The organism is Oxalicibacterium sp. (genome assembly GCF_057353965.1).
Genome location: NZ_JBMQZD010000007.1, coordinates 249,638 through 276,232, shown reverse-complemented (window position 1 = coordinate 276,232; position 26,595 = coordinate 249,638). Strand labels below are relative to the sequence as shown.

26 protein-coding genes are annotated in these 26,595 nt (G+C 58.7%); 13 read left to right on the top strand and 13 right to left on the bottom strand.

Annotation, left to right across the window (positions count from 1 at the left end; all coding sequences use genetic code 11):
• Positions 1-12: 12 nt before the first annotated feature.
• Genes fdhD through ACO1VH_RS13040 form a run of 4 tightly spaced genes read right to left on the bottom strand, consistent with a single transcriptional unit; the run spans position 13 to position 5,802 of the window.
• The gene (gene fdhD, locus ACO1VH_RS13055; RefSeq protein WP_486244907.1) at positions 13-843 is read right to left on the bottom strand and encodes a formate dehydrogenase accessory sulfurtransferase FdhD; all 831 of its coding nucleotides are present in this window, start codon (positions 841-843) and stop codon (positions 13-15) included.
• A gap of 21 nt (positions 844-864) precedes the next feature.
• Entirely contained in the window at positions 865-3,732 is a 2,868-nt protein-coding gene (gene fdhF, locus ACO1VH_RS13050; RefSeq protein WP_486244906.1) for a formate dehydrogenase subunit alpha, read from the bottom strand.
• A 40-nt stretch (positions 3,733-3,772) separates the two neighbouring features.
• Positions 3,773-5,326, bottom strand: coding sequence for a formate dehydrogenase beta subunit (locus ACO1VH_RS13045; RefSeq protein ID WP_486244905.1), 1,554 nt, complete (start codon positions 5,324-5,326; stop codon positions 3,773-3,775).
• Positions 5,323-5,802 carry a formate dehydrogenase subunit gamma gene (locus tag ACO1VH_RS13040; protein ID WP_486244904.1) on the bottom strand — a complete coding sequence of 160 codons (480 nt, stop codon included), beginning with the start codon at positions 5,800-5,802 and terminating at the stop codon, positions 5,323-5,325. Before ACO1VH_RS13040 ends, ACO1VH_RS13045 begins: the two co-directional genes overlap by 4 nt.
• Positions 5,803-6,045: 243 nt before the next feature.
• On the opposite strand from ACO1VH_RS13040, the gene ACO1VH_RS13035 reads away from it, so the two are divergent.
• Positions 6,046-7,176: a substrate-binding domain-containing protein gene (locus ACO1VH_RS13035; protein WP_486244903.1), complete on the top strand. Its 1,131-nt coding sequence runs from the start codon at positions 6,046-6,048 to the stop codon at positions 7,174-7,176.
• Here the strand turns inward: ACO1VH_RS13035 and modC are convergent.
• Genes modC through ACO1VH_RS13015 form a run of 4 tightly spaced genes read right to left on the bottom strand, consistent with a single transcriptional unit; the run spans position 7,151 to position 10,504 of the window.
• Positions 7,151-8,233, bottom strand: coding sequence for a molybdenum ABC transporter ATP-binding protein (gene modC / locus ACO1VH_RS13030; RefSeq protein ID WP_486244902.1), 1,083 nt, complete (start codon positions 8,231-8,233; stop codon positions 7,151-7,153). The genes ACO1VH_RS13035 and modC overlap by 26 nt on opposite strands.
• On the bottom strand, positions 8,230-8,907 hold the full coding sequence (gene modB, locus ACO1VH_RS13025; RefSeq protein ID WP_486244901.1) for a molybdate ABC transporter permease subunit: 678 nt from the start codon (positions 8,905-8,907) through the stop codon (positions 8,230-8,232). Before modB ends, modC begins: the two co-directional genes overlap by 4 nt.
• A gap of 22 nt (positions 8,908-8,929) precedes the next feature.
• Positions 8,930-9,685, bottom strand: a complete 756-nt coding sequence (modA, locus tag ACO1VH_RS13020) for a molybdate ABC transporter substrate-binding protein (RefSeq protein ID WP_486244900.1) — start codon at positions 9,683-9,685, stop codon at positions 8,930-8,932.
• Positions 9,686-9,715: 30 nt separating this feature from the next.
• Positions 9,716-10,504, bottom strand: a complete 789-nt coding sequence (locus ACO1VH_RS13015) for a TOBE domain-containing protein (protein ID WP_486244899.1) — start codon at positions 10,502-10,504, stop codon at positions 9,716-9,718.
• Positions 10,505-10,602: 98 nt separating this feature from the next.
• Here ACO1VH_RS13015 and ACO1VH_RS13010 point away from each other — a divergent pair, with 98 nt between their 5' ends.
• The 9 genes from ACO1VH_RS13010 to ACO1VH_RS12970 all read left to right on the top strand — a co-directional run bounded on the left by ACO1VH_RS13010 (position 10,603) and on the right by ACO1VH_RS12970 (position 19,833).
• The gene (locus ACO1VH_RS13010) at positions 10,603-11,517 is read left to right on the top strand and encodes a LysR family transcriptional regulator (RefSeq protein ID WP_486244898.1); all 915 of its coding nucleotides are present in this window, start codon (positions 10,603-10,605) and stop codon (positions 11,515-11,517) included.
• A 229-nt stretch (positions 11,518-11,746) separates the two neighbouring features.
• Positions 11,747-12,952 (top strand): NAD-dependent formate dehydrogenase, encoded by a 1,206-nt coding sequence (locus ACO1VH_RS13005; protein ID WP_486244897.1) that lies wholly within the window; start codon positions 11,747-11,749, stop codon positions 12,950-12,952.
• A 238-nt stretch (positions 12,953-13,190) separates the two neighbouring features.
• Positions 13,191-13,826 carry a nitroreductase family protein gene (locus ACO1VH_RS13000; protein WP_486244896.1) on the top strand — a complete coding sequence of 212 codons (636 nt, stop codon included), beginning with the start codon at positions 13,191-13,193 and terminating at the stop codon, positions 13,824-13,826.
• Positions 13,827-13,914: 88 nt separating this feature from the next.
• A complete protein-coding gene (locus tag ACO1VH_RS12995) occupies positions 13,915-14,370 on the top strand; it encodes a DUF3788 domain-containing protein (RefSeq protein ID WP_486245146.1) in 456 nt (151 codons plus the stop codon).
• A 251-nt stretch (positions 14,371-14,621) separates the two neighbouring features.
• Positions 14,622-16,007, top strand: coding sequence for an L-lactate MFS transporter (locus ACO1VH_RS12990; RefSeq protein ID WP_486244895.1), 1,386 nt, complete (start codon positions 14,622-14,624; stop codon positions 16,005-16,007).
• A 46-nt stretch (positions 16,008-16,053) separates the two neighbouring features.
• Positions 16,054-16,194 carry an MFS transporter small subunit gene (locus ACO1VH_RS12985; protein WP_486244894.1) on the top strand — a complete coding sequence of 47 codons (141 nt, stop codon included), beginning with the start codon at positions 16,054-16,056 and terminating at the stop codon, positions 16,192-16,194.
• 200 nt (positions 16,195-16,394) lie between these two features.
• A complete protein-coding gene (locus ACO1VH_RS12980; RefSeq protein ID WP_486244893.1) occupies positions 16,395-17,792 on the top strand; it encodes a sigma-54-dependent transcriptional regulator in 1,398 nt (465 codons plus the stop codon).
• 37 nt (positions 17,793-17,829) lie between these two features.
• The gene (locus tag ACO1VH_RS12975) at positions 17,830-19,143 is read left to right on the top strand and encodes a cache domain-containing protein (protein ID WP_486244892.1); all 1,314 of its coding nucleotides are present in this window, start codon (positions 17,830-17,832) and stop codon (positions 19,141-19,143) included.
• Between the two features lie 3 nt (positions 19,144-19,146).
• Positions 19,147-19,833 (top strand): sensor histidine kinase, encoded by a 687-nt coding sequence (locus ACO1VH_RS12970; RefSeq protein ID WP_486244891.1) that lies wholly within the window; start codon positions 19,147-19,149, stop codon positions 19,831-19,833.
• Between the two features lie 42 nt (positions 19,834-19,875).
• On the opposite strand, the gene ACO1VH_RS12965 is transcribed toward ACO1VH_RS12970, so the two are convergent.
• Positions 19,876-20,325 carry a carboxymuconolactone decarboxylase family protein gene (locus ACO1VH_RS12965; RefSeq protein WP_325511366.1) on the bottom strand — a complete coding sequence of 150 codons (450 nt, stop codon included), beginning with the start codon at positions 20,323-20,325 and terminating at the stop codon, positions 19,876-19,878.
• 163 nt (positions 20,326-20,488) lie between these two features.
• On the opposite strand from ACO1VH_RS12965, the gene ACO1VH_RS12960 reads away from it, so the two are divergent.
• Complete coding sequence (locus ACO1VH_RS12960) at positions 20,489-21,364, top strand: RNA polymerase sigma-70 factor (protein WP_486244890.1); 876 nt, start codon at positions 20,489-20,491, stop codon at positions 21,362-21,364.
• A 199-nt stretch (positions 21,365-21,563) separates the two neighbouring features.
• Here ACO1VH_RS12960 and ACO1VH_RS12955 read toward each other — a convergent pair whose 3' ends face one another.
• From ACO1VH_RS12955 to ACO1VH_RS12940, 4 genes are all read right to left on the bottom strand, one after another.
• Positions 21,564-22,052 carry an MgtC/SapB family protein gene (locus ACO1VH_RS12955; RefSeq protein ID WP_486244889.1) on the bottom strand — a complete coding sequence of 163 codons (489 nt, stop codon included), beginning with the start codon at positions 22,050-22,052 and terminating at the stop codon, positions 21,564-21,566.
• Positions 22,053-22,059: 7 nt separating this feature from the next.
• Complete coding sequence (locus ACO1VH_RS12950; RefSeq protein WP_486244888.1) at positions 22,060-22,401, bottom strand: hypothetical protein; 342 nt, start codon at positions 22,399-22,401, stop codon at positions 22,060-22,062.
• Between the two features lie 202 nt (positions 22,402-22,603).
• The gene (locus ACO1VH_RS12945; protein WP_486244887.1) at positions 22,604-23,452 is read right to left on the bottom strand and encodes an oxidoreductase; all 849 of its coding nucleotides are present in this window, start codon (positions 23,450-23,452) and stop codon (positions 22,604-22,606) included.
• A gap of 148 nt (positions 23,453-23,600) precedes the next feature.
• Positions 23,601-24,434, bottom strand: a complete 834-nt coding sequence (locus ACO1VH_RS12940) for an oxidoreductase (protein ID WP_486244886.1) — start codon at positions 24,432-24,434, stop codon at positions 23,601-23,603.
• A gap of 137 nt (positions 24,435-24,571) precedes the next feature.
• On the opposite strand from ACO1VH_RS12940, the gene ACO1VH_RS12935 reads away from it, so the two are divergent.
• Positions 24,572-25,468 (top strand): LysR family transcriptional regulator, encoded by an 897-nt coding sequence (locus ACO1VH_RS12935; RefSeq protein ID WP_486244885.1) that lies wholly within the window; start codon positions 24,572-24,574, stop codon positions 25,466-25,468.
• Between the two features lie 119 nt (positions 25,469-25,587).
• The gene (locus tag ACO1VH_RS12930; RefSeq protein ID WP_486244884.1) at positions 25,588-26,586 is read left to right on the top strand and encodes an LLM class flavin-dependent oxidoreductase; all 999 of its coding nucleotides are present in this window, start codon (positions 25,588-25,590) and stop codon (positions 26,584-26,586) included.
• The last annotated feature ends 9 nt before the right edge of the window (positions 26,587-26,595 follow it).

The window sequence follows — 26,595 nt, the reverse complement described above, 5'->3', positions numbered from 1 at the left end:
GCTTGATGTTTGTTATTTCAAACCGTCGCGAATCAGGCGATGCGATTGCGCATAAACGACGTGACTTTGATCGCGAACGAAACCGACCAAGGTCACGTTTGCTTCTTCGGCCAATCGAATCGCCAGGCTGGTCGGCGCCGAGATGGCTGCCAGAAAGCTGATGCCCTTCGTTGCCGATTTCTGCACCATTTCATAGCTGGCACGGCTGGTAATCAGCGCGGCGCCAGTAGAAAAATCCAGTCGCTTCTTGGACATGGCGCCGATCAGCTTGTCGAGCGCATTGTGCCGGCCCACATCTTCGCGAACCAGTTCGATCGATCCGTCGGCATTCATCCATGCCGCTGCATGTGTGGCGCCCGTGTATTTCTGTAGGCGCTGCATGCTGCGCATGGTCTTCATACCGGCATGAATCTGTTCAGCCGAAAGACGCACTGTGCCGACCGTTGCATCCGGATGGCGAATTGCCTGTTCCAGTGTTTCGGCTCCGCACAATCCACAACCGGTACGGCCCGTCAGATTGCGGCGCTTATCCTTCAACGTGACGAATCGCTCGGTCGCAATCTGCATCTGAACCTGGATGCCGTCGCATCCGGGTATGACTTCGCAATCGTACAGCTCGGACTTGTCGTTCAGTATGCCTTCACTGAGGGAGAACCCCAGCGCAAAGTCTTCCAGGTCGTAAGGAGATGCCATCATCACGGCATGCGAAATGCCGTTGTACTCCAGTGCGACCGGGATTTCCTCTGCAACATCGTCTTCGCAGACGACCTGCCGGTCCGCATCCCATTTTTCAACGGAGACACGGACCAGCGCACTGCGTTCGTCGTCGGTAAAGGCATTCATCACGCCAGTCCTGTCCAGGCTTTACTTCGTTGCCGCCGCTTCGCGAGGAATGAGTTTGGAACTCGCAAAGCTTTCCTGCTCGGCATTGAAACGCGAGTACGCACGTTGCCATTCGGACGGCTGGCTGACTGGCGTAATCTGAACCGCGGTTACCTTGTATTCAGGGCAGTTGGTCGCCCAGTCGGACGAGCTGGTCGTGATCACGTTCGCGCCCGATTCCGGGAAGTGGAACGTGGTGTACACGACGCCCGGCTGAATGCGATCGGTCACTTCAGCGCGCAGTACGGACTGGCCGGCACGCGATGTGATACCAACCCAGTCATCCTGCTTGATGCCGCGTTCCGCTGCGTCATCCGGATGGATTTCCAGGCGGTCTTCGCTATGCCACATGTTGTTGAACGTACGACGGGTCTGGGCGCCGACGTTGTACTGCGACAGGATACGGCCAGTCGTCAGGATGAATGGGAAGTCCTTGCTTGTGCGCTCGCCCGAACCGTAGTACTTGGTCAGGATGAAACGGCCCTTGCCGCGGACGAATTCGTCGATGTGCATCGTCGGCGTGCCTTCCGGCGCTTCGGCGTTGCATGGCCACTGGATGCTGCCGCCCAGTTCGTCGATACGCTTGAAGCTGACGCCGGTGAAGGTCGGCGTCAACGCGGCGATTTCGTCCATGATTTCACGCGGATGCGTGTAGTTCATCGGATAGCCGAGTGCGTTCGACAGCATCTGCGTGACTTCCCAATCGCCATAGCCCGATTTCGGCGGCATCACTTTACGCACGCGCGAAATACGGCGTTCTGCGTTGGTGAAGGTGCCGTCTTTTTCCAGGAACGACGAACCCGGCAAGAATACGTGCGCATACTTGGCGGTTTCGTTCAGGAAGATATCCTGAACGATGATGCACTCCATCGCTTCCAGTGCCGCGGTAACGTGTTGCGTGTTCGGGTCGGACTGGACGATGTCTTCGCCTTCGCAGTACAGGCCCATGAAGGTGCCTTCCATCGCTGCGTCGAACATGTTTGGAATACGCAGGCCTGGTTCTGGATCCAGTTTGACGTTCCATGCCGCTTCGAATTCGGAGCGCGCCGTGGTGTCGGAAACGTGACGGTAGCCCGGCAGTTCGTGCGGGAAGGAACCCATGTCACAGGAACCTTGCACGTTGTTCTGACCACGCAGCGGGTTCACGCCCACGCCTTCGCGGCCGACGTTACCGGTTGCCATTGCCAGGTTGGCGATGCCGATAACGGTCGTCGAACCTTGTGCATGCTCGGTTACGCCCAGACCGTAGTAGATCGAGCCGTTCTTCGCTTTTGCGAACAGACGTGCTGCACCGCGGATGTCTTCAGCCGATACGCCGACCAGCGGTGCCATCGCTTCCGGCGAGTTTTCCGGCAATGCGACGAATTCCATCCATTCTTCGAAGGAATCCCATTCGCAGCGCGCACGGATGAAGTCTTCCTTGTACAGTTTTTCGGTGACGATCACGTGCGCCAATGCGTTGACGATACCGACGTTGCCACCCGGTTTCAGTTTCAGGTGATAGTCGGCCTTGATGTGGGCCGATTTGACCATTTCGGTTTCACGCGGATCGACGACGATCAGGTTGGCGCCCTGACGCAGACGACGTTTCATGATCGATGCAAACACAGGGTGACCCGAAGCCGGGTTGGCGCCGATGATCAGGATGCAGTCCGACTTCATCACGGAAGCGAAGGTCTGGGTACCAGCCGATTCGCCCATCGTGACTTTCAGGCCGTAGCCGGTCGGCGAGTGGCAGACGCGGGCGCAGGTGTCGACGTTGTTGTTGCCGAACGCAGCACGCACCAGCTTTTGCACCAGATAACCTTCTTCGTTCGTGCAGCGCGACGACACCAGGCCGCCGACAGAACCACGACCGTATTTGGCCTGGATGCGCTTGATTTCGGAAGCAGCGTAGTTGATCGCTTCTTCCCACGACACTTCTTGCCATGGATCCGAGATTTTCTTGCGGATCATCGGCTTCAGCATACGATCCTTGTGCGTTGCGTAGCCCCATGCGAAACGGCCCTTGACACAGGCGTGGCCCTGGTTCGCGCCGCCGTCCGGGTTCGGGATCATGCGCACGACTTCGTTGCCTTTCATTTCGGCACGGAACGAGCAGCCGACGCCGCAGTAGGCGCAGGTGGTGATCTTGCTGTGTTCGGCCTGACCCATCATGATGACGGTCTTCTCGGTCAGCGTAGCGGTCGGGCAAGCATCGACGCAGGCGCCGCAGGAGACGCACTCGGAGTCGATGAAGTCTTCGTACTGGCTCGGCGAGACGCGCGAATCGAAGCCGCGGCTGTCGATCGTCAGCGCGAAGGTGCCTTGCGTTTCTTCGCAGGCACGTACGCAGCGGTTACAGACGATGCACTTGGACGGATCGTAGGTGAAGTACGGATTGGATTCGTCCTTCTCCATCCTCAGATGGTTTTCACCGTCGTAGCCGTAGCGCACGTCGCGCAGACCGACGACGCCAGCCATGTCCTGCAGTTCGCAGTTGCCGTTGGCCGGGCAGGTCAGGCAGTCCAGCGGGTGGTCGGAGATGTACAGCTCCATCACGCCGCGGCGGATGTCGGCCAGTTTCGGGGTTTGCGTGCGCACTTTCATGCCGGCTTCGGCCGGCGTCGTGCACGACGCCGGATAGCCACGGCGGCCGTCGATCTCGACCAGGCACAGGCGGCAAGAGCCGAAGGATTCCAGGCTTTCGGTTGCACACAGTTTCGGCACGTTGATGCCGGCTTCTGCAGCGGCACGCATGACGGAGGTGCCTTGCGGCACGCTGATGGTTTTACCGTCGATTTCCAGCGTGACCAGATTTTCGGATTCGCGCTTCGGCGTACCGTAATCGATGCCATTCAATAAGTTCATGTTTCGCTCCAGTTAGCTTGCGTTGCGTTAGGCTGCAGCATCAAGCCGCATTTGCCATCGGCTGATCGCCGAAGTCTTCAGGGAAGTGGTTCAGGGCCGACAGCACCGGGAACGGTGTCATGCTGCCCATCGCGCACAGCGATCCGGTGACCATCACGTCGCACAGGTCGCGCAGCAGCTTGATCTGCTGCGGCCGGTTCTGGTTGGCGATGATCTTGTCCATTACTTCTACGCCGCGGGTCGAGCCGATCCGGCACGGCGTGCACTTGCCGCACGATTCCGCCTTGCAGAAATGCATGGCGTAGCGTGCTTGCTTCGACATGTCGACGGTATCGTCGAAGGCGACCAAGCCGCCGTGGCCGACCGTCGAGTTGACCGCAGCGAATGCTTCATAGTCGAACGGCGTGTCGAACAGCGATTCCGGCATGTAGGCGCCCAGCGGGCCACCGACCTGCACGGCGCGGATCGGGCGACCCGATTCCGAACCGCCGCCAAAGTCGTACAGCAGTTCGCGCAGGGTCACGCCGAACGCCTTCTCGACCAGACCGCCGTATTTCAGGTTGCCTGCCAGTTGCATCGGCAGCGTGCCGCGCGAACGGCCCATGCCGTAGTTCTTGTAGAACTCGGCGCCGCGCGACAGGATCAGCGGCACGGCGGACAACGAGATGACGTTGTTGATGACGGTCGGCTTGCCGAACAGGCCTTCCAGTGCAGGAAGCGGCGGTTTGGCGCGCACCATGCCGCGTTTGCCTTCAATACTTTCCAGCATCGCGGTTTCTTCGCCGCAAACATAGGCGCCTGCAGCCTTGCGCACTTCCAGATGGAAAGTGCGGCCGGAGCCGAGGATGTTTTCACCGAGGTAGCCGGCTGCCTTGGCGTTCTCGATGGCTTCGTTCAGGTTGGCGATCGAGTGCGGATACTCGGAACGCACATAGATATAGCCTTGCGTCGCGCCGACGGCGATGCCGGCGATCGTCATGCCTTCGATCAGCATGAACGGATCGTCTTCCATCACCATACGATCGGAGAACGTGCCCGAATCGCCCTCGTCGGCGTTGCAGGCGATGTATTTCTGGTCGGCTTGCGCACCCAGCACGGTTTTCCACTTGATGCCGGTCGGGAAAGCCGCGCCGCCGCGACCGCGCAGGCCGGAATCGGTCACTTGCTGCACGATGGCAGCCGGTTCCATGGCGATGGCTTTCTTCAGGCCAACGTAACCTTCATGCGCCAGGTAGTCATCCAGCGATACCGGATCGGTGATGCCGACGCGGACGAACTGCAGACGTTCCTGCTTTTTCAGGTAAGGAATTTCTTCGACCAGACCGAGCGCTTTCGGATGCTTGCCACCAGTGTGGAAACCGGCATCGAACAGGCCGGCAACTTCGTGCTCTTCGATCGGACCGAAGCCGATGCGGCCGGCGTCGGTCGCGACTTCAACCAGCGGTTCCAGCCAGAACATGCCACGCGAACCGTTGCGCACGAGTTTGATGTCGACGCCGCGCGCCTTTGCCTCTTTGGCAATGGCGGCCGCTGTTTCATTGGCGCCCAGCGCCAGCGCGTTGGAATCGCGCGGAACGTAAATAGTGACGGTCATTGCACACCCCGCTTTGCCTGGATCAGGCGATTGAATTTTTCCTTCGAGACGCGTGCGTACAGGTCGTCATCGATCTGGATGGTAGGACCGGTCGCACATTGGCCGAGGCAGTACACCGTTTCCAGCGAGAATTTGCTGTCATCCGTGGTGCCGTGGAAATCGCAACCCAACAACTCCTTCGCGTGCGATGCCAGATCCTCGCAGCCGCGAGCCTGGCAGGCTTCGGCGCGGCAGATCTGCACGACGTGCTTGCCAGCCGGATGCTGGCGGAAGAAGTGATAATAGGTAATCACGCCGTGCACTTCCGCGCGGGAAATGTTCAGGCTGTCCGCGATAGTCGGGACGGTGCTGGGCGGGATGTATCCGATAGCGGATTGGATGTCATGCAAAATCGGCAACAACGCACCAGGCATCTCCTTACGCTGGGCGATGATGGACTCTACTGCGGCCATGTCGAATGTGTTCTGGGTGCTCATGAAGAGGCTCCTACCAACGACATCGATGGCAACACCTGCCGCGAAGTCGTGAAATGAAACGGGAACATACTGCTTCCTTGGTTTATGAAATTTGTCTTGTACATATGCTTTTAATAGCATATAGTTCGAGGGCGAACCCTTTCCAACGGCTGAAAGGTAGCACCGGGAAAACCCCGCTTCAATAGGCTATCTTTTGCATATCCGGGAAAGCGGCGTAAACGACACATAGGCTCCGTAGAACATATGTTCAAAGTCATCATCAATCCGCATTGGGAAATTTCGCACGATGGCGAGGCGCCGCTGGACACGGCGGTTTTGCTCGATCTGCTGATGGCTATCCAGAAGACGGGCTCGATTTCGAAGGCCGCGCGGCTGGTGGGATTGTCCTATCGTTATTCGTGGGGCATGTTGCGCGATGTCGAGCAGCTTTTCGGCACGCCACTATTAAATACCGACCGCGGCCGCGGTACGACGTTGACACCGCTGGCCGAAAAACTGATCTGGGCTGACCGTCGCGTGCGCGCGCGCCTGTCGCCCACGCTGGAAAGCCTGGCGTCGGAACTGGAAAACGAAATCGGCAAGACTATCGTCGGCAAGACCAAGCCCTTGCGGCTGGATGCCAGTCACGGTTTCGCCGTCGATGCTCTGCTGCATCAATTGACCGAGGCCAACCTGCCGGTCGATCTGCGTTACCGCAACAGTACGGATGCGGTGGCAGCCTTGTCGCGCAGTGAATGCGATCTAGCGGGTTTCCACGTGCCGCTTGGCGAATTCGAGAAAAAGGCAGTCGAACGCTACGCGCAATGGCTGAATCCGCGCGAACACTGCCTGCTGCATTTAGCGGTGCGCACGCAGGGCATGTTCGTTTCGCCGGGCAATCCCAAGAAAATCCAGACATTGCAGGATCTGGTGCGGCCCGGCGTGCGTTTCGTCAACCGCCAGATCGGCTCGGGCACGCGCATGCTGCTGGAACTGATGCTGGCCGGCGCTGGCATTTCGCCGTTCGATATCGAAGGCTATCAAAGCAACGAATTCACGCATTCGGCGGTCGCGGCTTATATCGCCAGCGGCATGGCGGACGTCGGCGTCGGCGTGCAGACGGCGGCACAGCGCTTCGGACTGGATTTCATTCCACTGGTGAAGGAGCGCTATTTCATGGCGCTGCCGCTGTCGATGATGGACGATCCCTTGATCCAGCACGTGATCGAGGTCGTGCAGTCCGGTTATTTCCGCAAGGTGATCAACGGACTGGCCGGATATGAGTCCGGCGATACGGGCAAAATCCTGCTGCTGTCCGAGGCATTCGGCCAAACCGCGGTGCGGCGCAACACGCCGCCGGCGTCTTCGGTTACCTCAGAATCGCAATTCCCTTGATCTGCGCATAGACGCGATTGCCTGGCATCAGATTCATCGTCGCGCGTGATTTCTGCGTGATGCGGGCCAGCAGACGCGTGCCGTTTGCGTCGAGCCCGACCATCACCTGACCAGGACCGTCTTCCACGAGTTCGGTGACGGTCGTTTCTATGATGTTCAGGATGCTGGAATCGTGCACCGGTACGCGGCTCAAGCTGACGTCGCGGGCCTGAATCCGAATACGAACTTGTCGACCTGCGGGTATATCGAGTTGCGGCAGCTGCAGCTTGCCGCCGGAAAATTCTGTTTGCGTCAGATGAAACGTCGGATCGTGATCGATGACGGTTGCCGTCACCATCGCGCCGGCATCCCTGCCATGCGCCACGCCGAGGTCGAGGCGCGTCAGCAATGCGTCGATCGGTCCGCTGGCGACGACACGGCCGGCTTCGAGCAGGACCAGATGATCCGCCAGCCGTGCGACTTCGTCCGCCGAATGGCTGACATATAGCACGGGAATATCCAGCTCATCATGCAGGCGTTCGAGATAAGGCATGATCTCCGCCTTGCGGTGCGCGTCCAGCGCCGCAAGCGGTTCATCCATCAGCAGAATGCGCGGACTGGTGGCCAGCGCACGCGCGATACCGACGCGCTGCCGTTCGCCGCCGGAAAGCTTGTCGGGTTTGCGTGCGAGCAGGTGGCCGATATCCAGCAGTTCGATCGCATGATCGAGCGACACCCGCCGTTCTGCTACGGGAATCCGGCGCATGCCATATTCGAGGTTGCGCTGTACGCTGAGATGCGCAAACAGGCTGGCTTCCTGAAAAACATAACCGAGCGGCCGCTTCCAGGTCGGAATGAAGACATTGCTGGCATCGTCCTGCCAGATTTCCTTATTCACCTGCAGGAACACGCGCGAAGCAGGTTCCAGGCCGGCAATTACACGCAGGCATGTCGTCTTGCCGGAGCCGGAAGCACCGAACAGCGCGGTGATGCCGCGGCCCGGCAGAGCCAGATCGACATCGAGATGAAAGGTGCCGTAGTCGACATTGAAACGCGCCAGAACGTGATCGTCTTTCATGGATTCTTGCGGCGTCCCGTCGGATTCAGCGTGTAAAGCGTGATCAGCACCAGCAGCGAGAACGCCACCATGCCGGCAGCAAGCCAGTGTGCCTGCGCGTATTCCAGCGCTTCGACATGATCGTAAATCTGCACGGAGACTAGTCGCGTTTTGTCAGGAATATTCCCGCCTATCATCAGCACGACGCCGAATTCGCCGACCGTGTGCGCGAAGCCCATCACCGTCGCCGTTAGGTAGCCGGGGCGTGCCAGCGGCAGGATGACGCTGAAGAAGGTATCGAGCGGCGATGCGCGCAATGTTGCAGCTGCTTCCAGCGGACGCTCGCCGATTGCCTCGAACGCATTCTGAATGGGTTGCACGACGAACGGCATTGAATAGAGAACGGAGCCGACCACGAGGCCGGCAAAGGTGAAAGGCAGCGTGCCCAGACCGACAGCCTGGGTCAGTTTGCCGATCGGCCCATTGGGGCCGAGCGTCACCAGAAGGTAGAAGCCAATTACGCTGGGCGGCAGTACCAGCGGCAGTGCCACCAAGGCGCCGATCGGACCCTTCAGCCACGAACGCGTGCGCGCCAGCCACCACGCCAAAGGTGTGCCGATCAGCAGCAGAATCAGCGTGGTGAGCGCCGCCAGTTCCAGGGTAAGGACGACGGCGCTGATGTTCGGATCGCTCAAGTGAAGAACTTCCTGTCAGGAACTACAGGTCGTAACCGAACGAGCGAATGACGGCTTTGACCGGTTCGGACTTCAGGTACTTGACCCATTCAGCAGCGGCCTTGTTGTCCTTGCCATGCGTCAGGATGACGGCATCCTGACGGATCGGCTCATGCAGATTGGCCGGCACGATCCAGCCGGAACCGCTCTTCAATTTGCCGTTCTCGAACACTTGCGACAGTGCGACGAAACCCAGTTCGGCATTGCCGCTGGAGACGAAGGAGAAGGTCTGGCCGATGTTTTCTCCAGTGACGAACTTGGATTGCAGCGCATCGTAGACATCCAACTTGTTCATTGTTTCCACGGCGGCGGCGCCGTATGGTGCCAGTTTCGGCGAAGCGACCGCGAGATGCGCGAACGTGCCTTTCTTCAGGATTTCACCCTTCGCGTCGACATAGTCCGCCTTGGCCGACCACAGCACCAGCTTGCCGGTGGCGTAGGTGAAGCGCGAGCCGGCAACGATGCCCTCTTCTTTTTCCAGTTTTGCAGGCGTCGTGTCATCGGCGGCGAGGAAGACGTCGAACGGTGCGCCGTTCTTGATCTGCGTGTAGAACTTGCCGGTGGAGCCGAACGACAGCACGACCTTGTGGCCGGTGGCTTTCTCGAAATCGGTGGCAATGACCTTGGCTGGTGCGGTGAAGTTGGAGGCAACGGCCACCTGAAGTTCTTCAGCCAATACAGCCGACGAAAGGCCGAACGCTACGAGACCGACGAGCAGGGACTCGGGAAAAGTTTTCATGATGATGAGCGAGAGTGGTGGATAAATCGATCAGGAGGCCACTGCAAGAATGATGTGCGATGCCTTGATCAGCGCGGACGCACGTACACCTTCCTTAAGGCCGAGCGTCTTCACGCTTTCGTTGGTGATGATGGAGGCAACGGTCTTGCCACCTGGCAGCTCGATGACGACCTCGGCGTTGACCGCACCTTCCTGACAACGCACCACGGTACCCGTCAGGCGATTACGTGCGCTGGTCTTGAAGTCGTCGGTGGTCAGGATGATCCACTGTGCCTTGATCAGTGCATAAGCTTCATTGCCCGGTTCAAGCGCCAGATGGTCGGCGCTGTCGTTGGTGATGATCGCAGCCAGCTCTTCACCGCGGCCGATATCGAGGATGACTTCAGCGTTGACGGCGCCTTTGCTGACGGCTTTGACGGTGCCGAGAAACTGGTTGCGGGCGCTGGTCTGCATATCGAATCTCCGGCTCAGGTTGTAGTACTGATCGAAATCGGCCATGCTGCCGATGACGGATGGCACCGCCGCCCAAGCTTCCTCCAGGCGACGATAGGTTGCCACCATGCGGCGGCCATATTCGGTCAGGCAGGTGCCGCCGCCGGTGCTGCCGCCCGGTTGACGAATAACCACAGGTTCGCGCGACAGGTTGTTGATCGATTCGACGGCCTGCCACGCGGCTTTGTAACTCATGCCCATGGCAGTGGCGGCAGCCGAGATGGAACCACAGGCATCGATGCGTTCCAGCAATTCGAGATGATCCCAGCGCTTTCCGCGCGCTTTCGACAGCCCTTCCATCTTGACCGGTGGGTCGGATTTGTTCATGACGATTGCGATCGAAAGAATCTAGTAAAAGTCGTTATTATATACATTATTACTTTTAACGACATAACGGTAGGCAACACCGTTCTGAAGATCTGATCATGTTCGTACGTCAACTCGACTATCTCGTCACGCTTGCCCGCGAAAAGCATTTCGCCCGCGCGGCGGAAATTTGCTGCGTTTCCCAGCCGGCGTTGTCAGCCGCGGTACGCAATCTCGAAAACGAACTGGGCGTGGCTATTGTGCAGCGCGGCCAGCGTTTTCAGGGATTCACGCCCGAAGGCGAACGCATTCTCGACTGGGCGCGCCAGACGCTGGCGGCGCTGGAAGGACTGAAGCAGGAAGCATCGATGTCGCGCGTGCGCTTGACTGGCACGCTGCGCTTCGGTGCGATCCCGACCACGATGCCCATCGTTTCACTGTTGACGGGACCTTGCCGCACGCAACACGCGAATCTGCGGCAGTTGGTGTTGTCGCTGAGTTCGGAAGAAATCATGCGCCGGCTCGACGATTTCGAACTGGATGTCGGCCTGACGTACCTGGAAGACCAGCGGCTGAACGGTTTTCACGTGCAGCCGCTATACCGCGAGCGCTATATGCTGCTGGCGCGTGACCGTGCCGCGCTAGACGGGCGCAGCGAGATCGACTGGAAAGCAGCGGCCGAATTACCGATGTGCCTACTGACACCGGACATGCAGAACCGCCGCATCGTCGATGCCGCCTTTCGCCGCGCCGACGTGCAGCCCAATGTCGTCGTCGAGACCGATTCCGTGTTCGCGTTGTATGCACAGGTGCGACATGCGGCATTGTTCAGTGTGGTGCCACACAGCTTGTTATGTCTGTTCGAGCCGGGCGGCGAGCTGGCGGCGATTCCGTTGGTGCCGGAACTCAGCCGTTCCATCGGCCTCATTTCCCTGGCTCACGATCCCTGTTCTCCTATCGTCACCGCCGCGCGCAACATTGCCATGCAGATCGATCTGCAGACGCGATTCGATCGTTACCTGTCGCCGACATGACAAACCTGAGCACCTGAAACAGGCAACAAAACAGGCAACATAAAAACAGGCGACATAAGTCGCAGCTATCAGTCCATCACATCAAACGATTGGACCGTCGTATTGCTTCATTCCTAAGATGAATTGGTTGGCATCGCCCGGTGCCGGCATGCAGCAGAAAGAGAAAGCCGGCACGGCGTTTCGATTCCCTGACGCAATAACAATCATCATCTTATGGAGAAGCCTCATCATGGCCAAAGTTTTATGTGTGCTGTACGACGATCCCGTCACCGGTCACCCGACGTCCTATGCACGCGATGAAGTCGCGCAACCTTCGATCTATCCGGACGGCCAGACGCTGCCGACGCCAAAAGCCATCGATTTCAAGCCGGGTACCTTGCTCGGCAGCGTGTCGGGTGAACTCGGCCTGCGCAAATATTTGGAATCGAACGGCCACCAGTTGGTCGTGACGTCCAGCAAGGATGGCGCCGACAGCGTGCTGGACCGCGAACTGCACGATTCGGAAATCATCATCTCGCAACCATTCTGGCCGGCCTACATGACGGCTGAACGCATCGCTCGTGCGAAGAAGTTGAAGATGATCGTCACCGCCGGCATCGGTTCCGATCACACCGATCTGGAAGCAGCCAACAAGCACAACATCACCGTGGCCGAAGTCACCTACTGCAACAGCCACTCGGTGGCCGAACACGTCTTGATGATGATCCTGTCGCAGGTGCGCAATTACATCCCGTCGTACAACTGGGTCGTCAAAGGCGGCTGGAACATCGCCGATTGCGTGTCCCGTTCCTACGATCTGGAAGCGATGAGTGTCGGTACCGTTGCCGCCGGCCGTATCGGCCTGCGCGTGCTGCGCCTACTGAAACCGTTCGACGTCAAGCTGCACTACATGGATCGCCACCGCCTGCCGGAAGCGGTCGAGAAGGAACTGAACCTGACCTATCACAGCAACCTGAAGAGCCTGGCTGCAGCATGCGACGTGGTCACGCTGAACTGCCCGCTGCATCCGGAAACGGAACACATGGTCAATGAAGAAACGCTGAAATACTTCAAGCGCGGCGCGTACATCATCAACACCGCACGCGGCAAACTGTGCGACCGTGATGCAATCGTCAAGGCGCTGGAAAGCGGCCAGCTGGCCGGCTACGCGGGCGACGTCTGGTTCCCGCAACCGGCGCCGGCTGATCATCCATGGCGCACGATGCCGCACCACGGCATGACGCCGCACATCTCCGGCACCAGCCTGACCGCGCAAGCGCGTTATGCCGCCGGCACGCGTGAAATTCTCGAATGCTATTTCGAAGGCCGTCCGATCCGCGACGAGTATCTGATCGTCCAGGGCGGCAAGCTGGCCGGTGTCGGCGCGCACTCGTACAGCGACGGCAACGCCACCGGCGGTTCCGAAGAAGCCGCGAAGTTCAAAGCGGTCAAGTAACACAATACTGGCATCGCCGTAGTTACCGGCTGCGGCGATTGCCGGTTGGTTGTCGTCTTATCGTTCTTGTTGAATTCCTCAATTTCGATTTCCTGAAGCGGGCCGGATGGGCAGTCCCATCATTTTGAGCCTATAGAGCATTTTTCTGAGTCAACGCAGTCTCGAAATCCATATTTGAGAGACCTACAGTGAAGACTCTTTTTGGAGATCTGCTCAACATATCGCTTTAGGAATAGACATGAACAACCAAGTCCTCAAAACCAATCCTGTCATCGAATGCTTATTGGGCCGTAGTGCCGCCAAGTATTACGACCCAACCGCCACCTTGAGTGACGATCAGATTCGCGAGCTCGTGCGAATCGGTACGAGCGCACCGACATCCTTTCATCTGCAGAACTGGCGTTTTATCGCAGTCCGGACGCCCGAAGCCAAGGCGAGGTTGCGTCCGCTCGCCTGGGATCAGCCTGCGATAACCGATGCCGCCGTTACCTTCATCGTCATCGGCAAGTTGGCTGATGCCAGCACCATCCCCGCGCGATTAGCACCGGTGGTGGAAGCCGGCATTATGGAAGCGCACTTGGTACCGGAATGGGAATTGAATGCGCGCAGGCTATACGACAATCAACCCGAGCGGGATCGCGATGAGGCGATGCGCACGGCGACCTTCGGTACGGCCGCGATTATCTACGCCGCCCGCTCGCTGGGTTGGGGTTCGACGCCGATGATCGGTTTCGACGCCGAGCCTGTGCACCGTGAGTTTGGTCTGGCTGAAGACGAAATCCCGGTGATGTTGTTGACCGTGGGCCCGGAGCGCTCTGGCAACTGGCCACAGAAGCCGCGTATGCCCGTGATCGACGTACTGGATCTGGTATAGGCGAAATGAAACTGTCATGAGCAAGCAAATCGAGCCTGGTAAGGCAACGTCGATTCTGAGGAATCTGACAAAATCGCGGAAGCACATCATGGAGCTGCCTCTTCAAGTCGGAGACAGAATCAGCGACAAATCAGCAACACCTGATGAGAACACGATTCGCTATTGGATGGGGCTGAAGGCGTTCAAACATTGGATGGCGTTGCGAAGCTGGATCGACACATCCTATCCCGGTGTTTTTACGCCGGAGTGGCTTTATGGCGGTAAGAAGCGTGGTTGGTCCCTGCGCTACAAGAAAACCAACGCGTTTTGTACGTTGATACCCGCATACAAACAACTGTCAGTCTTGGTGGTTTTGGGAAAAGCAGAGCAACAAAAGTTTGAAGACCGGCGTTACACATGGAGCCCAAAGTTAGTCGAGCTCTACGATGATGCCCGGTCATACCCTGACGGGAAATGGTTAATAGTCACCATCTCATCAAAAACCGATCGGCAAGATGTACTCGAGCTTGTACGCATGAAGCGCCCTCCACCACCTCGTGGCTGAACGCGGCAGTGCTGCCGTTCATTCCGTAATTCATCAATCAGCAAAACATAGTTCAACAGACAATTTGTCGCAGTGATGCGTCAAATTGTCGCTGTCGTGAAAAGTAGAGCATCTGAACTCTCTTGAAAATCAAGTACTTGGGTTATTTCTCCTGCTGGCATGTGGATTGCCTTTATGAAGCCCCAACGACGGAATGTTTCCGTCCGACGCAGTGCGACGCTGCGTACGAAAAATCAGAGGAGAGATTCCACATGCTCAAATTTTTTGCAAAAGAGAGAACGGTCGCCGGTCCGGGATTCAATCGCTGGATGGTGCCGCCGGCCGCATTGGCAGTTCATTTGTGTATCGGACAAGCCTACGCATTCAGTGTGTTCAACGGTCCGCTATCGAAGGTGATCGGTATTGACAGTTCTGCTCCGGATGACTGGAAGCTGACGACCATCGGCTGGATTTTCAGTCTCGCGATTTTCTTCCTCGGCCTGTCCGCCGCGTTCGGCGGCAAATGGCTGGAAAAGGTCGGCCCGCGCATGACGATGTTCGTCGCCGCCTGCTGCTTCGGTGGCGGCTTCATGATTTCGGCAATCGGCGTAGCGCTGCACCAGATCTGGTTGCTATATCTCGGTTACGGTGTGATCGGCGGCATCGGCCTTGGCCTCGGTTACGTGTCGCCGGTATCGACGCTGATCAAGTGGTTCCCAGATCGTCGCGGCATGGCAACCGGTCTCGCGATCATGGGTTTCGGCGGCGGCGCAATGGTCGCCGCACCACTGTCGGTGTTCCTGATGAATACCTTCAAGAGCGCCACCTCGGTCGGCGTGATCCAGACCTTCGTCGTGATGGGTATCCTGTACTTCATCTCGATGGTGATCGGCGCGTTCACGATCCGCATCCCGGCAGAAGGCTGGCAGCCGAAGGGCTGGACGCCGCCGGTGACGGAAAACCGCATGATCACGCGTAACCACGTCCATATCGACGAAGCGCTGAAGACGCCGCAGTTCTACCTGTTGTGGCTTGCGCTCTGCCTGAACGTGACGGCCGGTATCGGCGTGCTGGGCCAGGCATCGGTGATGATTCAGGAAACCTTCAAGGGCGGCGTGACGCCGGCCGCGGCTGCCGGTTTCGTCGGCCTGATGAGTCTGTTTAACATGGGCGGCCGCTTCTTCTGGTCGTTCGCTTCCGACTATCTCGGCCGCAAGAACACCTATTACGTCTTCTTCATCCTCGGCATCATCCTGTACATGGTGGTTCCGCATACCGGCCAGATCGGCAGCGTCGCGCTGTTCGTGCTGTGTTATTGCGTGATCATCAGCATGTACGGCGGTGGCTTCTCGACGATCCCGTCCTATCTGGCCGACATGTTCGGTACCAAGTACGTCGGCGGCATCCACGGCCGTCTGCTGACCGCCTGGGCTGCAGCCGGCATCTTCGGTCCGGTGCTGGTCAACTACATTCGCCAATACCAGGTCGAGCATGGCGTGGACAAGGCCGCTTCGTATGAAGTGACGATGTACGTGATGGCCTGCCTGCTGGTGCTGGGCTTCATCTGCAACATGCTGGTCAAGCCGGTGGATCGTCGCCATCACATGACCGAACAGCAACTGCGCAATGCCGAGCCGGATCTGGCCGGCGCGCATTGAGTTCGAATCGACCGAAGCCATCGAACCTACTCCAAGGAGCATATTCATGAATACGCATTACTCGACAACGGAAGAAGTCCGTCCTACCAATCCGATCCTCATGGTGATTTTCTGGCTGTACGTCGGTATTCCGCTTGTATGGGGAGTATCGTCCACGCTGCAGAAAGCGGCCGCGCTGTTCCAGTAAGAAACCGTATCGCGGTAATATCGCGGGTAACTTCGCGCGATAACATCCGCAACAGGGCGAGAGGCATGCCTCTCGCCTTTTTTCATGGCATTTTCATGTGTGCACGGTGCGCCGCGAAAAATTTGCATCTCTGCATCTGCTTCGCGGCCGGCAAAATCGCGGCACAATGGGCATCGCCCGAATAAATGAACGAATACCTGATGAGCGCTGCAATAACGACGGCCTCGAATGCCGACGAATCATTCACCGAAGCTTTTGGCGGCTGGCAGCACCGCTCGATTCTGATCGTCGACGACGAACCCGGCATGCGCAGTTTCCTGAAGCGCACGCTGGCCAGTCGCTGCAGCCGCGTGGAAACGGCGGAATCGGTCGAGGATGCCGCGGTATTGCTCGGCCAGCAGCATTTCGATCTGATCATTCTCGACAATTCCCTGCCCGGAAAATCGGGTGTGGACTGGTTGCATGAAATTCGCGCGCGCGGACTGTACAACGACGTGGTGTTGATCACAGCATTTGCCGATCTCGATATCGCCATCCGCGCGCTGCGTGCCGGTGCGGCCGATTTCCTGCTGAAGCCCTTTCGCGTCAATCAGATCCTGAGCGCCATCGGCCGCTGCTTCGATCGTTCGCATCTGCGCCGTGAAAACTTCGTGCTGCGCCGCGAGCTGGACCAGCATGCCGATCTGGCGGGCGCAGACGGCCTGATTGGCCAGTCGGCTGCATTGCAACCTATCCACGATGCGATCACGCGTCTGGCATCGGTCCCCAGCACCGTACTGATCACCGGCGAATCCGGTACCGGCAAGGAAGTCGCGGCACGTGCGATGCATTTTCTCAGCAACCGCTCGCGCAATCACTTCGTGCCGATCAATTGCGGCGCGGTGCCGCCGGACATTATCGAGAGCGAACTGTTCGGTCATGTGAAAGGTGCATTCAGCGGTGCGGCTTCGTCGCGCGAAGGCTTGTTCTTTTATGCGCAGGGCGGCACGCTGTTTCTCGACGAGGTTGGCGAGCTGCCGATGCCGATGCAGGTCAAGCTGCTGCGTGCACTGGAAGAAAAGAAAATCCGGCCGGTCGGCGCGGATCGCGAGATTCCGGTGGACGTGCGTGTGATTGCCGCAACCAATCGCAACGTCGAACAGGAAGTGGCTGCGGGTCGCTTTCGCGAAGATCTCTACTACCGGCTCAACGTCGTGCAACTGCAGATGCCGCCGTTGCGCGACCGGCTCGAAGACATTCCGGCGCTGGCTGCCAGTTTCGTGCGGCAACTGGCGCAACAACTCGGCGTGCCGCCACGTCTGCTGGACGACAAGGTGCTGGCATCGATGGCTGCCTATTCATGGCCGGGCAACGTGCGTGAACTGCGCAATCTGGTCGAACGCTGGCTGATCCTTGGCAATCTGCCCGATGCCGTGTTCGGCAATCGTGCGGCGACTAATGCGACGGATGCGGACGGCGAAGTCTCGCTGGAAGCGATTGAGAAGCAGCACATCCTGAAGATCCTTGCCGAAAGCGGCGGTAACAAGACCGAGGCCAGCCGGCGTCTGGGCGTGTCGCGCAAGACGCTGGAACGCAAGTGTGCCGAATGGGGCGTCTGAACAATTGAACGCGATGCGCCGCTTCATGAAATGGGGGATGACGTTGCCCATTCTCGGCAACGCATCGGTGCGCACCAAGCTGCTGCTGGTGGCGTTGGTGCCGTTCCTGACGGTGCTGCCCATCCTGTTTTTTCTGATCTTCTATTGGGGCGTCGGCTATTACGACCGGCTATTGACGTTCAAGGTCAGTAGCGACCTGGCGGTAGCGCACGAATATTTCCTGCATGTGCGCGATCGCGTCGGCCTCGACGTTTCCAGTCTCGGCAATTCGCATCCGCTGGTGAAGACCATCGAAGACGGCAGCAATGCATCCATCCAGCAGTTGCTGGCAGAACGGCAGATCGCGCTCGGACTCGACTTCCTGAATTTTCTTGATACGGAAGGACACCTGCGCGTGTCGACGGTGGCGCTCGGCGTACTCGACAATTCGCATTGGCCCATTGTGCAGTCGGCGCTGCAGGGCAACGCCAGCAACGACATCGACATCTATACGGAAGCGCAGTTGCGTCAGCTTGACGAACATCTGGTGCAGCAGGCGCATCTCGAACTGGTTGATACACCGAATGCCACGCCGACCAGCAAGACGGCTGAAACCAGCGGCATGGTGATCCACGCCGCCACGCCGATTTACGACGGCGAAGGCCGCATGCTCGGCGTGCTCGAAGGCGGCGTGCTGCTGAATCAGAACCTGCCCTTCGTCGATACCATCAACAGCCTCGTCTACGCGGAAGGCTCACTGCCGGAAGGCAGCGCAGGCACTGCCACGCTGTTCATCGATGACGTGCGGATCGCCACCAACGTGCGACTGTTCGGTAACCGCCGCGCGCTCGGCACGCGTGCATCGCAGGTAGTGCGCAATCACGTGCTCAACGACGGCAAGACCTGGCTCGACAGCGCCTTTGTCGTGCACGACTGGTACATCTCCGCTTATGAGCCGATCAGCGACAGCTTCGGCAGGCGTGTCGGCATGCTGTATGTCGGTTATCTAGAGGAACCGTTCCGCAAGGCGAAGGAAACGGCCTTCTTCCTGCTGGCAGCATTGTTTGCGGTGATCGGCATGGGCGGCGTGTATTTCTCGTTGCGCGTGGCGCGCGGTATCTATACACCGCTGGCAGCGATGAACCGCACGATGACGGCAGTCGAAATGGGCGACATGGATGCGCGTAGCGGCGGCACGCCGACCGGCGACGAACTGGGCAGCCTGTCGCGGCATCTGGACGAATTGCTGGATACCGTGCAGGCGCAGAACTACGAACTGAAGACCTGGGGCGAACAACTGGATCGCAAGGTCGTCGAGCGCACGATGGAACTGGAAGCGACCAACAAGCTGCTGGTACAGGCGCAGCAGTAACTCGTGTTGGCAGAGAAGCTGGCCGCCATCGGCGAGATCACCGCCGGCGTTGCGCACGAGATCAACAATCCGGTCGCGGTATTGCAAGGCAATCTCGACGTCCTGCGCGATACGCTGGGCCAGGCTGCCGCGCCGGTGCAGGACGAGCTAAAACTGATGGATCAGCAGATCCAGCGCATCAACACGATTGTTACCAAGCTGTTGCAGTTCGCCAATCCGGGCGAGTTTGCCGGTTATGTCGAAGCGATCATGGTGGACGATGTGGTCACCGATTCACTGGTGCTGGTGCGGCATCTGCTGAACCAGTGCGATATCCGCGTCGAACATCACAAGGGCGCTACGATTGCGGTACCGATCAATCGCGGTGAATTGCAGCAGGTGTTGATCAATCTATTTACTAACGCCATCCATGCGATGAAGAACGGCGGCAGCCTGACAATCACGACGGCAGACTGGCATGGCGAGAACGATGCCAGCGGCGTGGACATCCGTGTTGCCGATACCGGCGCCGGCATCCGTCGCGAAGACTTGCCGCGCGTGTTCGACGCCTTCTTCACGACCAAGCGTCAAGGTGGCACCGGCCTCGGACTATCGATCAGCTACACGCTGGTGGCGCGCTACGGCGGCACGATATTGGTGAAGAGCGAAGAAGGCCAAGGTACCGAATTCACCGTGCACCTGCTGGCTTGAACATCGGCTTTCTTGATACTTTCGCCTTAGAGTACCTCCGTTCTAAGCCCTTGCACGCGGCTTCAACCGGAAGCTGACTCCCATGCGATTGATCGCATTCATGGTGGCGATCACGATCGTCAGTTCGACTAAGGCCTTTTCTCCAAACGCGGCCAGTGCTGCCGAGTATGCCTCGTCTGACGCATGGGTTTCGCTCACGCGCGTCACCTCTTCCGCCCATGCAAGGGCCGCGCGTTCCTGGTCCGAAAACAAATATTCAACCTCGGCCCATACCGGCACCAGTACAATCTTTTCGACGGACATCCCGTGTTTGACAAGATCGCGGGTGTGGACATCGATACAGTGAGCACAGGTATTCAATTGAGAAACCCTGAGAAAAACAAGATGAATGAGTTCGGGTTCCAGACCAGTGTCCGTCGTTGCGTAATGATGGAGTGCTCCCAGCGCCTTGGCGCCTTCCTGCGAAACTTGAAACCAGTTTGCGCGATTCATCGTTCGTACTTCCTTTCGTGAGGTGATTAGTCATGCGGCTGACAAAATCCGGCCGCTATCTACAAGACGCGCGACCTTGTGCGGCTGTGACAACACCGCATGGATCTGTCACAACGGTCGGCGCTGAACCGTCTAGAAAGTACTGTTTAAGACTAGAGTAACTATGAAGTCCGCCGACCTGCTCGTGTTCGAGGCCTTACGCCCACGTCTTTTCCTGATTGCCTATCGCATGCTTGGCATGCGCGCCGACGCCGAAGATGTCGTACAGGATGCTTGGCTGCGCTTTTCCACCAGCTCGCATGATGAAATCAAGTCGGCTGAAGCATGGCTAGTAACTATCACGACACGGCTGTCGATAGATCGCTTGCGAAACCGAAAAAACGAGCGCGAAAGCTACACCGGTTGGTGGCTTCCAGAACCTGTTGTCGAGATGGTCGAAGACACACCTGAAACAGCTGCGGAATTGGCAAGCGAGGTTTCCGTCGCAATGTTGTGGGTCATGGAACGGCTGACGCCGGAGGAGCGTGCTGCGTTCCTGATGCGAAAAGTATTCGACCAGGATTATGTTGACGTTGCGGCTATGCTTGGCAAAAGCGAAGCCGCCTGCAGACAACTCGTCCATCGGGCTCAAGAACGGATACGTGAGGAAAACCCGCGTTTCACGGTCTCGAAGAATACGCATCGCGTCGTGCTAGAAAATTTCATGCAAGCGGCAGCCAATGCCAATCGCGATGCAATGAAGGAACTTCTATCGGCGGATGTCGAATACAGGGCGGACGGTGGAGGAAAAGTCCCGTCGCTGGACAAGGTTCTCATCGGGACAGGACGTGTGGCAGGACTTTATTGGGCAGTCGAAAACGCTTTCCGTGGACGGGTCGTCTACAGAATGGCGCGTGTAAATGGCGAACCGGGCTTAATCCGGTACATTGATGGAAAACTTGAATCAGTACAGTCATTCTGCGTCGACGCCGATACAATCTCACGCATATATGTGGTAAGGAATCCAGACAAATTGCAAACGATTCCTTCACTACAGTAATTTTCTTTTGCTAGTGGTCTAGCACGCGATGGTGTCGAGGCTTCTATTGCCACGATGGCGCTGGGTGGTTGAGCTGACTCTTGGATGGTTCCATCGTTCTCGAAGGCTGCGCATCTGTCATGAGTGACGAGCAGACATCTATCAATCTTTCTTACGCTTACGTACTTCGGAGGTATGTCGAAAGGTTTTGTTAGGCGTACTAAGTAGTTTCGTTGCGGCGTTCGCTGCCGGCGCGACGCAGCACGGCGAGAATGAACAACGCGAGCAACGCGCTGAGAATCGCCGTCATCTCGCGGCCCATGCCGGCTGCCACGCCGATCGCGGCAGTCAGCCAGACGCTGGCGGCAGTCGTCAGCCCCTTGATTTCCTGTTCCTGATTCAGCTTGATGATCGCGCCGGCACCGAGAAAGCCGACGCCGGTTACCACGCCTTGCAGTACGCGGGTCAGGTCGGCCTGGCTGACACCTGCCTCCAGCGGCACGAGCACGAAGATGGCGGCGCCGAGTGCGACCAGCATGTGCGTGCGCAAGCCGGCGGAGATGCCGCGCGATTCGCGTTCGTAGCCGAGCAGTCCGCCGAGCAGAACAGCGACCAGCAACCGCACGCAGACCCGCGTGACCTGTGCCGGATCGCTGATGTCGGAAAATTCTTCGCGCAGCGTTTGCCAGACCAGCGTGCCGGTATCCATCACGCCGTTATTTTTGGTCGGTGATGGGATTGGCTGTGGAGTGGTTGTTCACCTGGCCGGAATTCGGCATGGTGGTGCTCTCTTCCTGCTTGGTCAAATCTTTGGGATGAGCTTGCGTGGGGCCGGATGCGTCTCCGCTATCGCCCATCGTATTTCCCGACGATGAAGATGGCGTGGAAGTTTCCGGTGCTGGCATGCTGCTGGGCGGCGTTGCGACCGAGCCGCTCGTGCCCGGTGAGTCTCCTGTTTTCGGCGCTGGAGGTGTTTCTGCGCGATCGCAACCGGCAAGCAGTGCGACGAGCATGGTGGAAGACAACGTTGAAGCCAGAACGGAACGGACTGAGAACATGTCGATCTCCTTTCCAATATCGCGAATCCTCATTGTAGTGAGCGAATTCGCGCTTGGTAAGAACTAATTCGACTGACATACCGAAATGAAAAACTTACACGGACGATGCTGGCGCATGTTGCAAAACAGGCGTGAAATTTTCCGTGGCGCATCACGAAACAGCGGAATCGTCGTCCCGGTTTCGTGATGCAGCACCCTGGCTTCAATCTTCCGGGAAGTCCGCAGAGGCGCTCACTTCGGCCCAGTCGTCGAAATCACGCTGCAGCCACGCCAGCTTGTTGCGCGCGCCGTTCATGGCCGCCTTGCCGAGCAGCAGTCGCAACGGTGGATTGGCTGTTTCCACCGTTTGCACGATGATGGCGGCGGCCCGTTGCGGATCGCCTGGTTGCTTGCCGCTGTAGCCGCGGATCATGCGCATGCGCTCGCCGGCGGTAGCGTCGTAATCCGGAATGGCGACCGGCTGTTCATCGGCCGAGCGCCCTGCCCAGTCGGTGCGGAACGGGCCCGGTTCGACGATCAGCACCTTGATGCCGAGCGGCGCAACTTCGTGCGACAGCGCTTCGGACAATGCCTCGACGGCAAATTTCGACGAGTTGTAGAAGCTCAGCGCCGGGAATGCGGCAAGGCCGCCGACCGACGAGATGTTGACGATATGGCCGCTTCGCTGGCGGCGCATGAGCGGCAGCACCGCGCGCGTCATTTGGGTCAGGCCCCAGACATTGATCTCGAACATGTTGCGCACGGCGGCCATGTTGCTTTCCTCGAACGAGCCGAAGTAGCCGACGCCCGCATTGTTGACCAGCACGTCGATACGACCGAACCGTTTTTCCGCTGCATCGACGGCGGCTGCAACCTGTTCAGGCTTCGTTACATCGAGCGTCAGCACCAGTGCAAGATCTTCATGGCCGGCAACCAGGTCTTCCACCTGCTTGATATTGCGCGCGGTGACGACGGTCGGATAACCGAGTGACAGCGTGTGGGCGGCGAGATAGCGGCCGAAGCCGGTCGAACATCCGGTAATGAACCAGACGGGTTGTTTTTGTGCGGTCATGTTTTTCCTCGATGAGACAGACGATGAGGTGGACAAATGAAAACAGCCGGCGGTGCATGCACGCCGGCAGACCAAACTCTACGCCGATCGGAGAAAACGCGCCGGCCATCGACCGGCTGGCGCGTGATCTCCAGCTCAGGCAGCCGGTTCAGGCGGCCACGAAATCGGTGGACTGCGCCAGATCGCGCCACCGTGCCAGTTCGTCGGCAACCTGGCGATTCTTTTGCTCGATGCGTGCAATCGTGTCGCTACCCAATGGCAGGCGCTGCGGCGGTTGCTCGGCATTGGCCAGTTTGATGAACGCCTCGGCAAGCTTGGCCGGGTTGCCAGGTTGCGCGTGATTCAGGTCGCCGGCGACATTGCGCATCGTGCCGACCGTATCGGCGTAGTCATCGATGATGCTGACCGACTTTGCGAGCGAACTGCTGTCGAGAAAATCGGTGCGGAAGAAGCCCGGCTCGACGACGGTGACATGAATGCCCAGCGGCTGCAGCTCTTGATGCAGTGCCTCCGACAGTCCCTCCACGGCAAACTTGGTCGCGCCATAGACGCCCCAGCCCTGATAAGCCTGATAGCCGCCGATCGACGAGATGTTGATGATGTGGCCGCTGCGGCGGCGACGCATGTGCGGCAGCACGGCGCGCGTCACATTCAGTACGCCAAACACGTTGGTGGCAAACAGCGGTTCGATTTCTTCGCGGCTGGCTTCCTCGACGGCACCCAGCAGGCCGTAGCCGGCATTGTTGACCAGGATGTCGATCCGGCCGAAGCGCTTGACGGCTTCGGCAACGGCCTGGTGCGCCTGCGCTTCGTTGGTGACATCCAGCTGCACCGGCAGCAGGTTCGGATGGTTGCCGAAACGTTCGGCTACGCCTTCCGTCTTGCGGGCAGCGGCGACGACGGCGTCGCCTGCCTCCAATGCCTTTTTCGCGATCAATTCGCCGAAGCCGCGGGATGCACCTGTAATGAACCATGTACGCATGATGTTTCTCCTTTTCGTCCTTGTTGGTGCGACACACTGTGTGTCGCGTTGGATGTACTGTAGGACGAAGGGATTGATGTGATAATCCCCATAATTTCGAAAAGGCTTGTGAGTAAAATTCATAAATCGGGAAATTCATGAAACAGCGCATCTCGCCATCGGACCTTGTGATCTTCCTTTGCATCGCGCGGCATCGCAGCTTCAGCCGCGCGGCGGTCGAGCTGGGCTTGTCGCCGTCGGCGCTCAGCCATGCCTTGCGCGGTATCGAGGAGCGTCTCGATCTGCGGCTGTTCAATCGCACCACGCGCAGCGTGGCGCTGACAGAAGCCGGTGAGCGATTGTTCGCGCGCGTCGATCCGGCTTTTCGAGACATCGACGATGCGCTGGAGGATCTCAACGATTTCCGCGGCAAGCCGATCGGCACGTTGCGCATCACGTCCGGTCGATCATCGACGCAAATCGTGCTGCTGCCGATAGTCGCTGCCTTCCTGCAAGCCTATCCGGAAGTGAAGGTGGAGATTGTGGACAACGACGCCTTCGTCGACATGGTCTCATCGGGTTTCGATGCAGGCGTGCGTTTCGGCGAACGCATCGAGGCCGACATGATCGCGGTTCCGCTCGGACCCTATCAACGATCGATCGTCGTGGCGACACCCGCTTTCATCAAGCAGCAGGGCAAGCCAAAGCATCCAAAGGATTTGATGGGTTTGCCCTGCATCCGCCATCGCTTCCCCAGCGGCGTCGTCTATCGATGGGAATTCGAGCGCGGCGGCATCCGGCTGGAAACCGAAGTGGACGGTCCGCTGACGCTGAGCGACGTCGGCCTGATGCTGGATGCCGCCATGCACGGCGTGGGTTTTGCCTACGCATTCGAACAGATGGCCGCGCCATACATTGAGGCGGGCTATTTGCAGACGGTGCTGGACGACTGGTGCCCGCATTATCCCGGCCTCTACCTGTATTACCCGAGCCGGCGGCAGATGCCGGCTGCATTGAAAGCGTTTGTCGAATTCGTGCAGGCGGCGCGCAGATAGCGATGATCCGGTCGCCGGAACGAATTGGCGAATCACGCTATGCTGTCGATCTGCTCCGGCGTATCCGTGCGTGACATGCGGAGCAGAATCCATAAGGATCGACAATACCGGGATTCCCCATGAAATCGCTGAAAGACATTCCCCTATCCGTACTGGATCTGGCACCGATCACCGTCGACGGTGATGCTGCCGATGCTTTCCGTCGTTCGCGCGATCTGGCGCAGCACGTGGAAAAGCTTGGCTATCACCGCATCTGGCTGGCCGAGCATCACAGCATGCCGGGCATCGCCAGCGCCGCGACGGCCGTCGTCATTGGCCACGTGGCGGGCGCGACGTCGACGATACGCGTCGGCTCCGGCGGCATCATGCTGCCCAATCACGCGCCACTTGTTGTCGCCGAACAGTTCGGTACGCTGGCATCCCTGTATCCGGGCCGTATCGATCTGGGCCTTGGCCGCGCACCGGGCTCCAATCAGGCGACGGCACGCGCATTGCGACGCCAGATCAATGATGACGGCAGCGAATTTCCGCGTCAGCTGAACGAGCTGCGTGCGTTTTTCCAGCCGACCGATGAAGACGCGCCGGTGCAGGCGGTGCCGGGCCAGGGAATTGACATGCCGATCTGGCTGTTGGGCTCCAGCAGCTATAGCGCGCAGCTGGCCGGCTTTCTCGGCTTGCCGTTTGCCTTTGCCGGCCAGTTCGCGCCGGATTACATGTTGGCGGCATTACGCTTGTATCGCGAAACGTTCCGTCGGGGCGCGCTTGACAAGCCGTATTCCATGGTGGGCGTCAACGTGTTCGCAGCCGAGTCCGAAGAAGAAGCGCAGCGCATGGCGACTTCGCAGCAGCAGATGCATCTGGCGCTGGTGCGCGGCGAGCCGACACGTCTGCCGCCTCCCGTCGAAAGCATGGACGACGCGTGGCTGCCGCATGAACGCATCTCGGTCGAATCGATGTTGCGCGGGTCGATCATCGGCGATGCAGCTACGGTAAAAGCGCAACTGCAGAAATTTCTCGATACCACGCAGGTGGATGAACTCATCATCCATACAATGGCCTACGATCATGAAGCGCGCAAACGCTCGTATGAAATCGTGGCCGATGTACGCAAGTCATGATGGACCAAA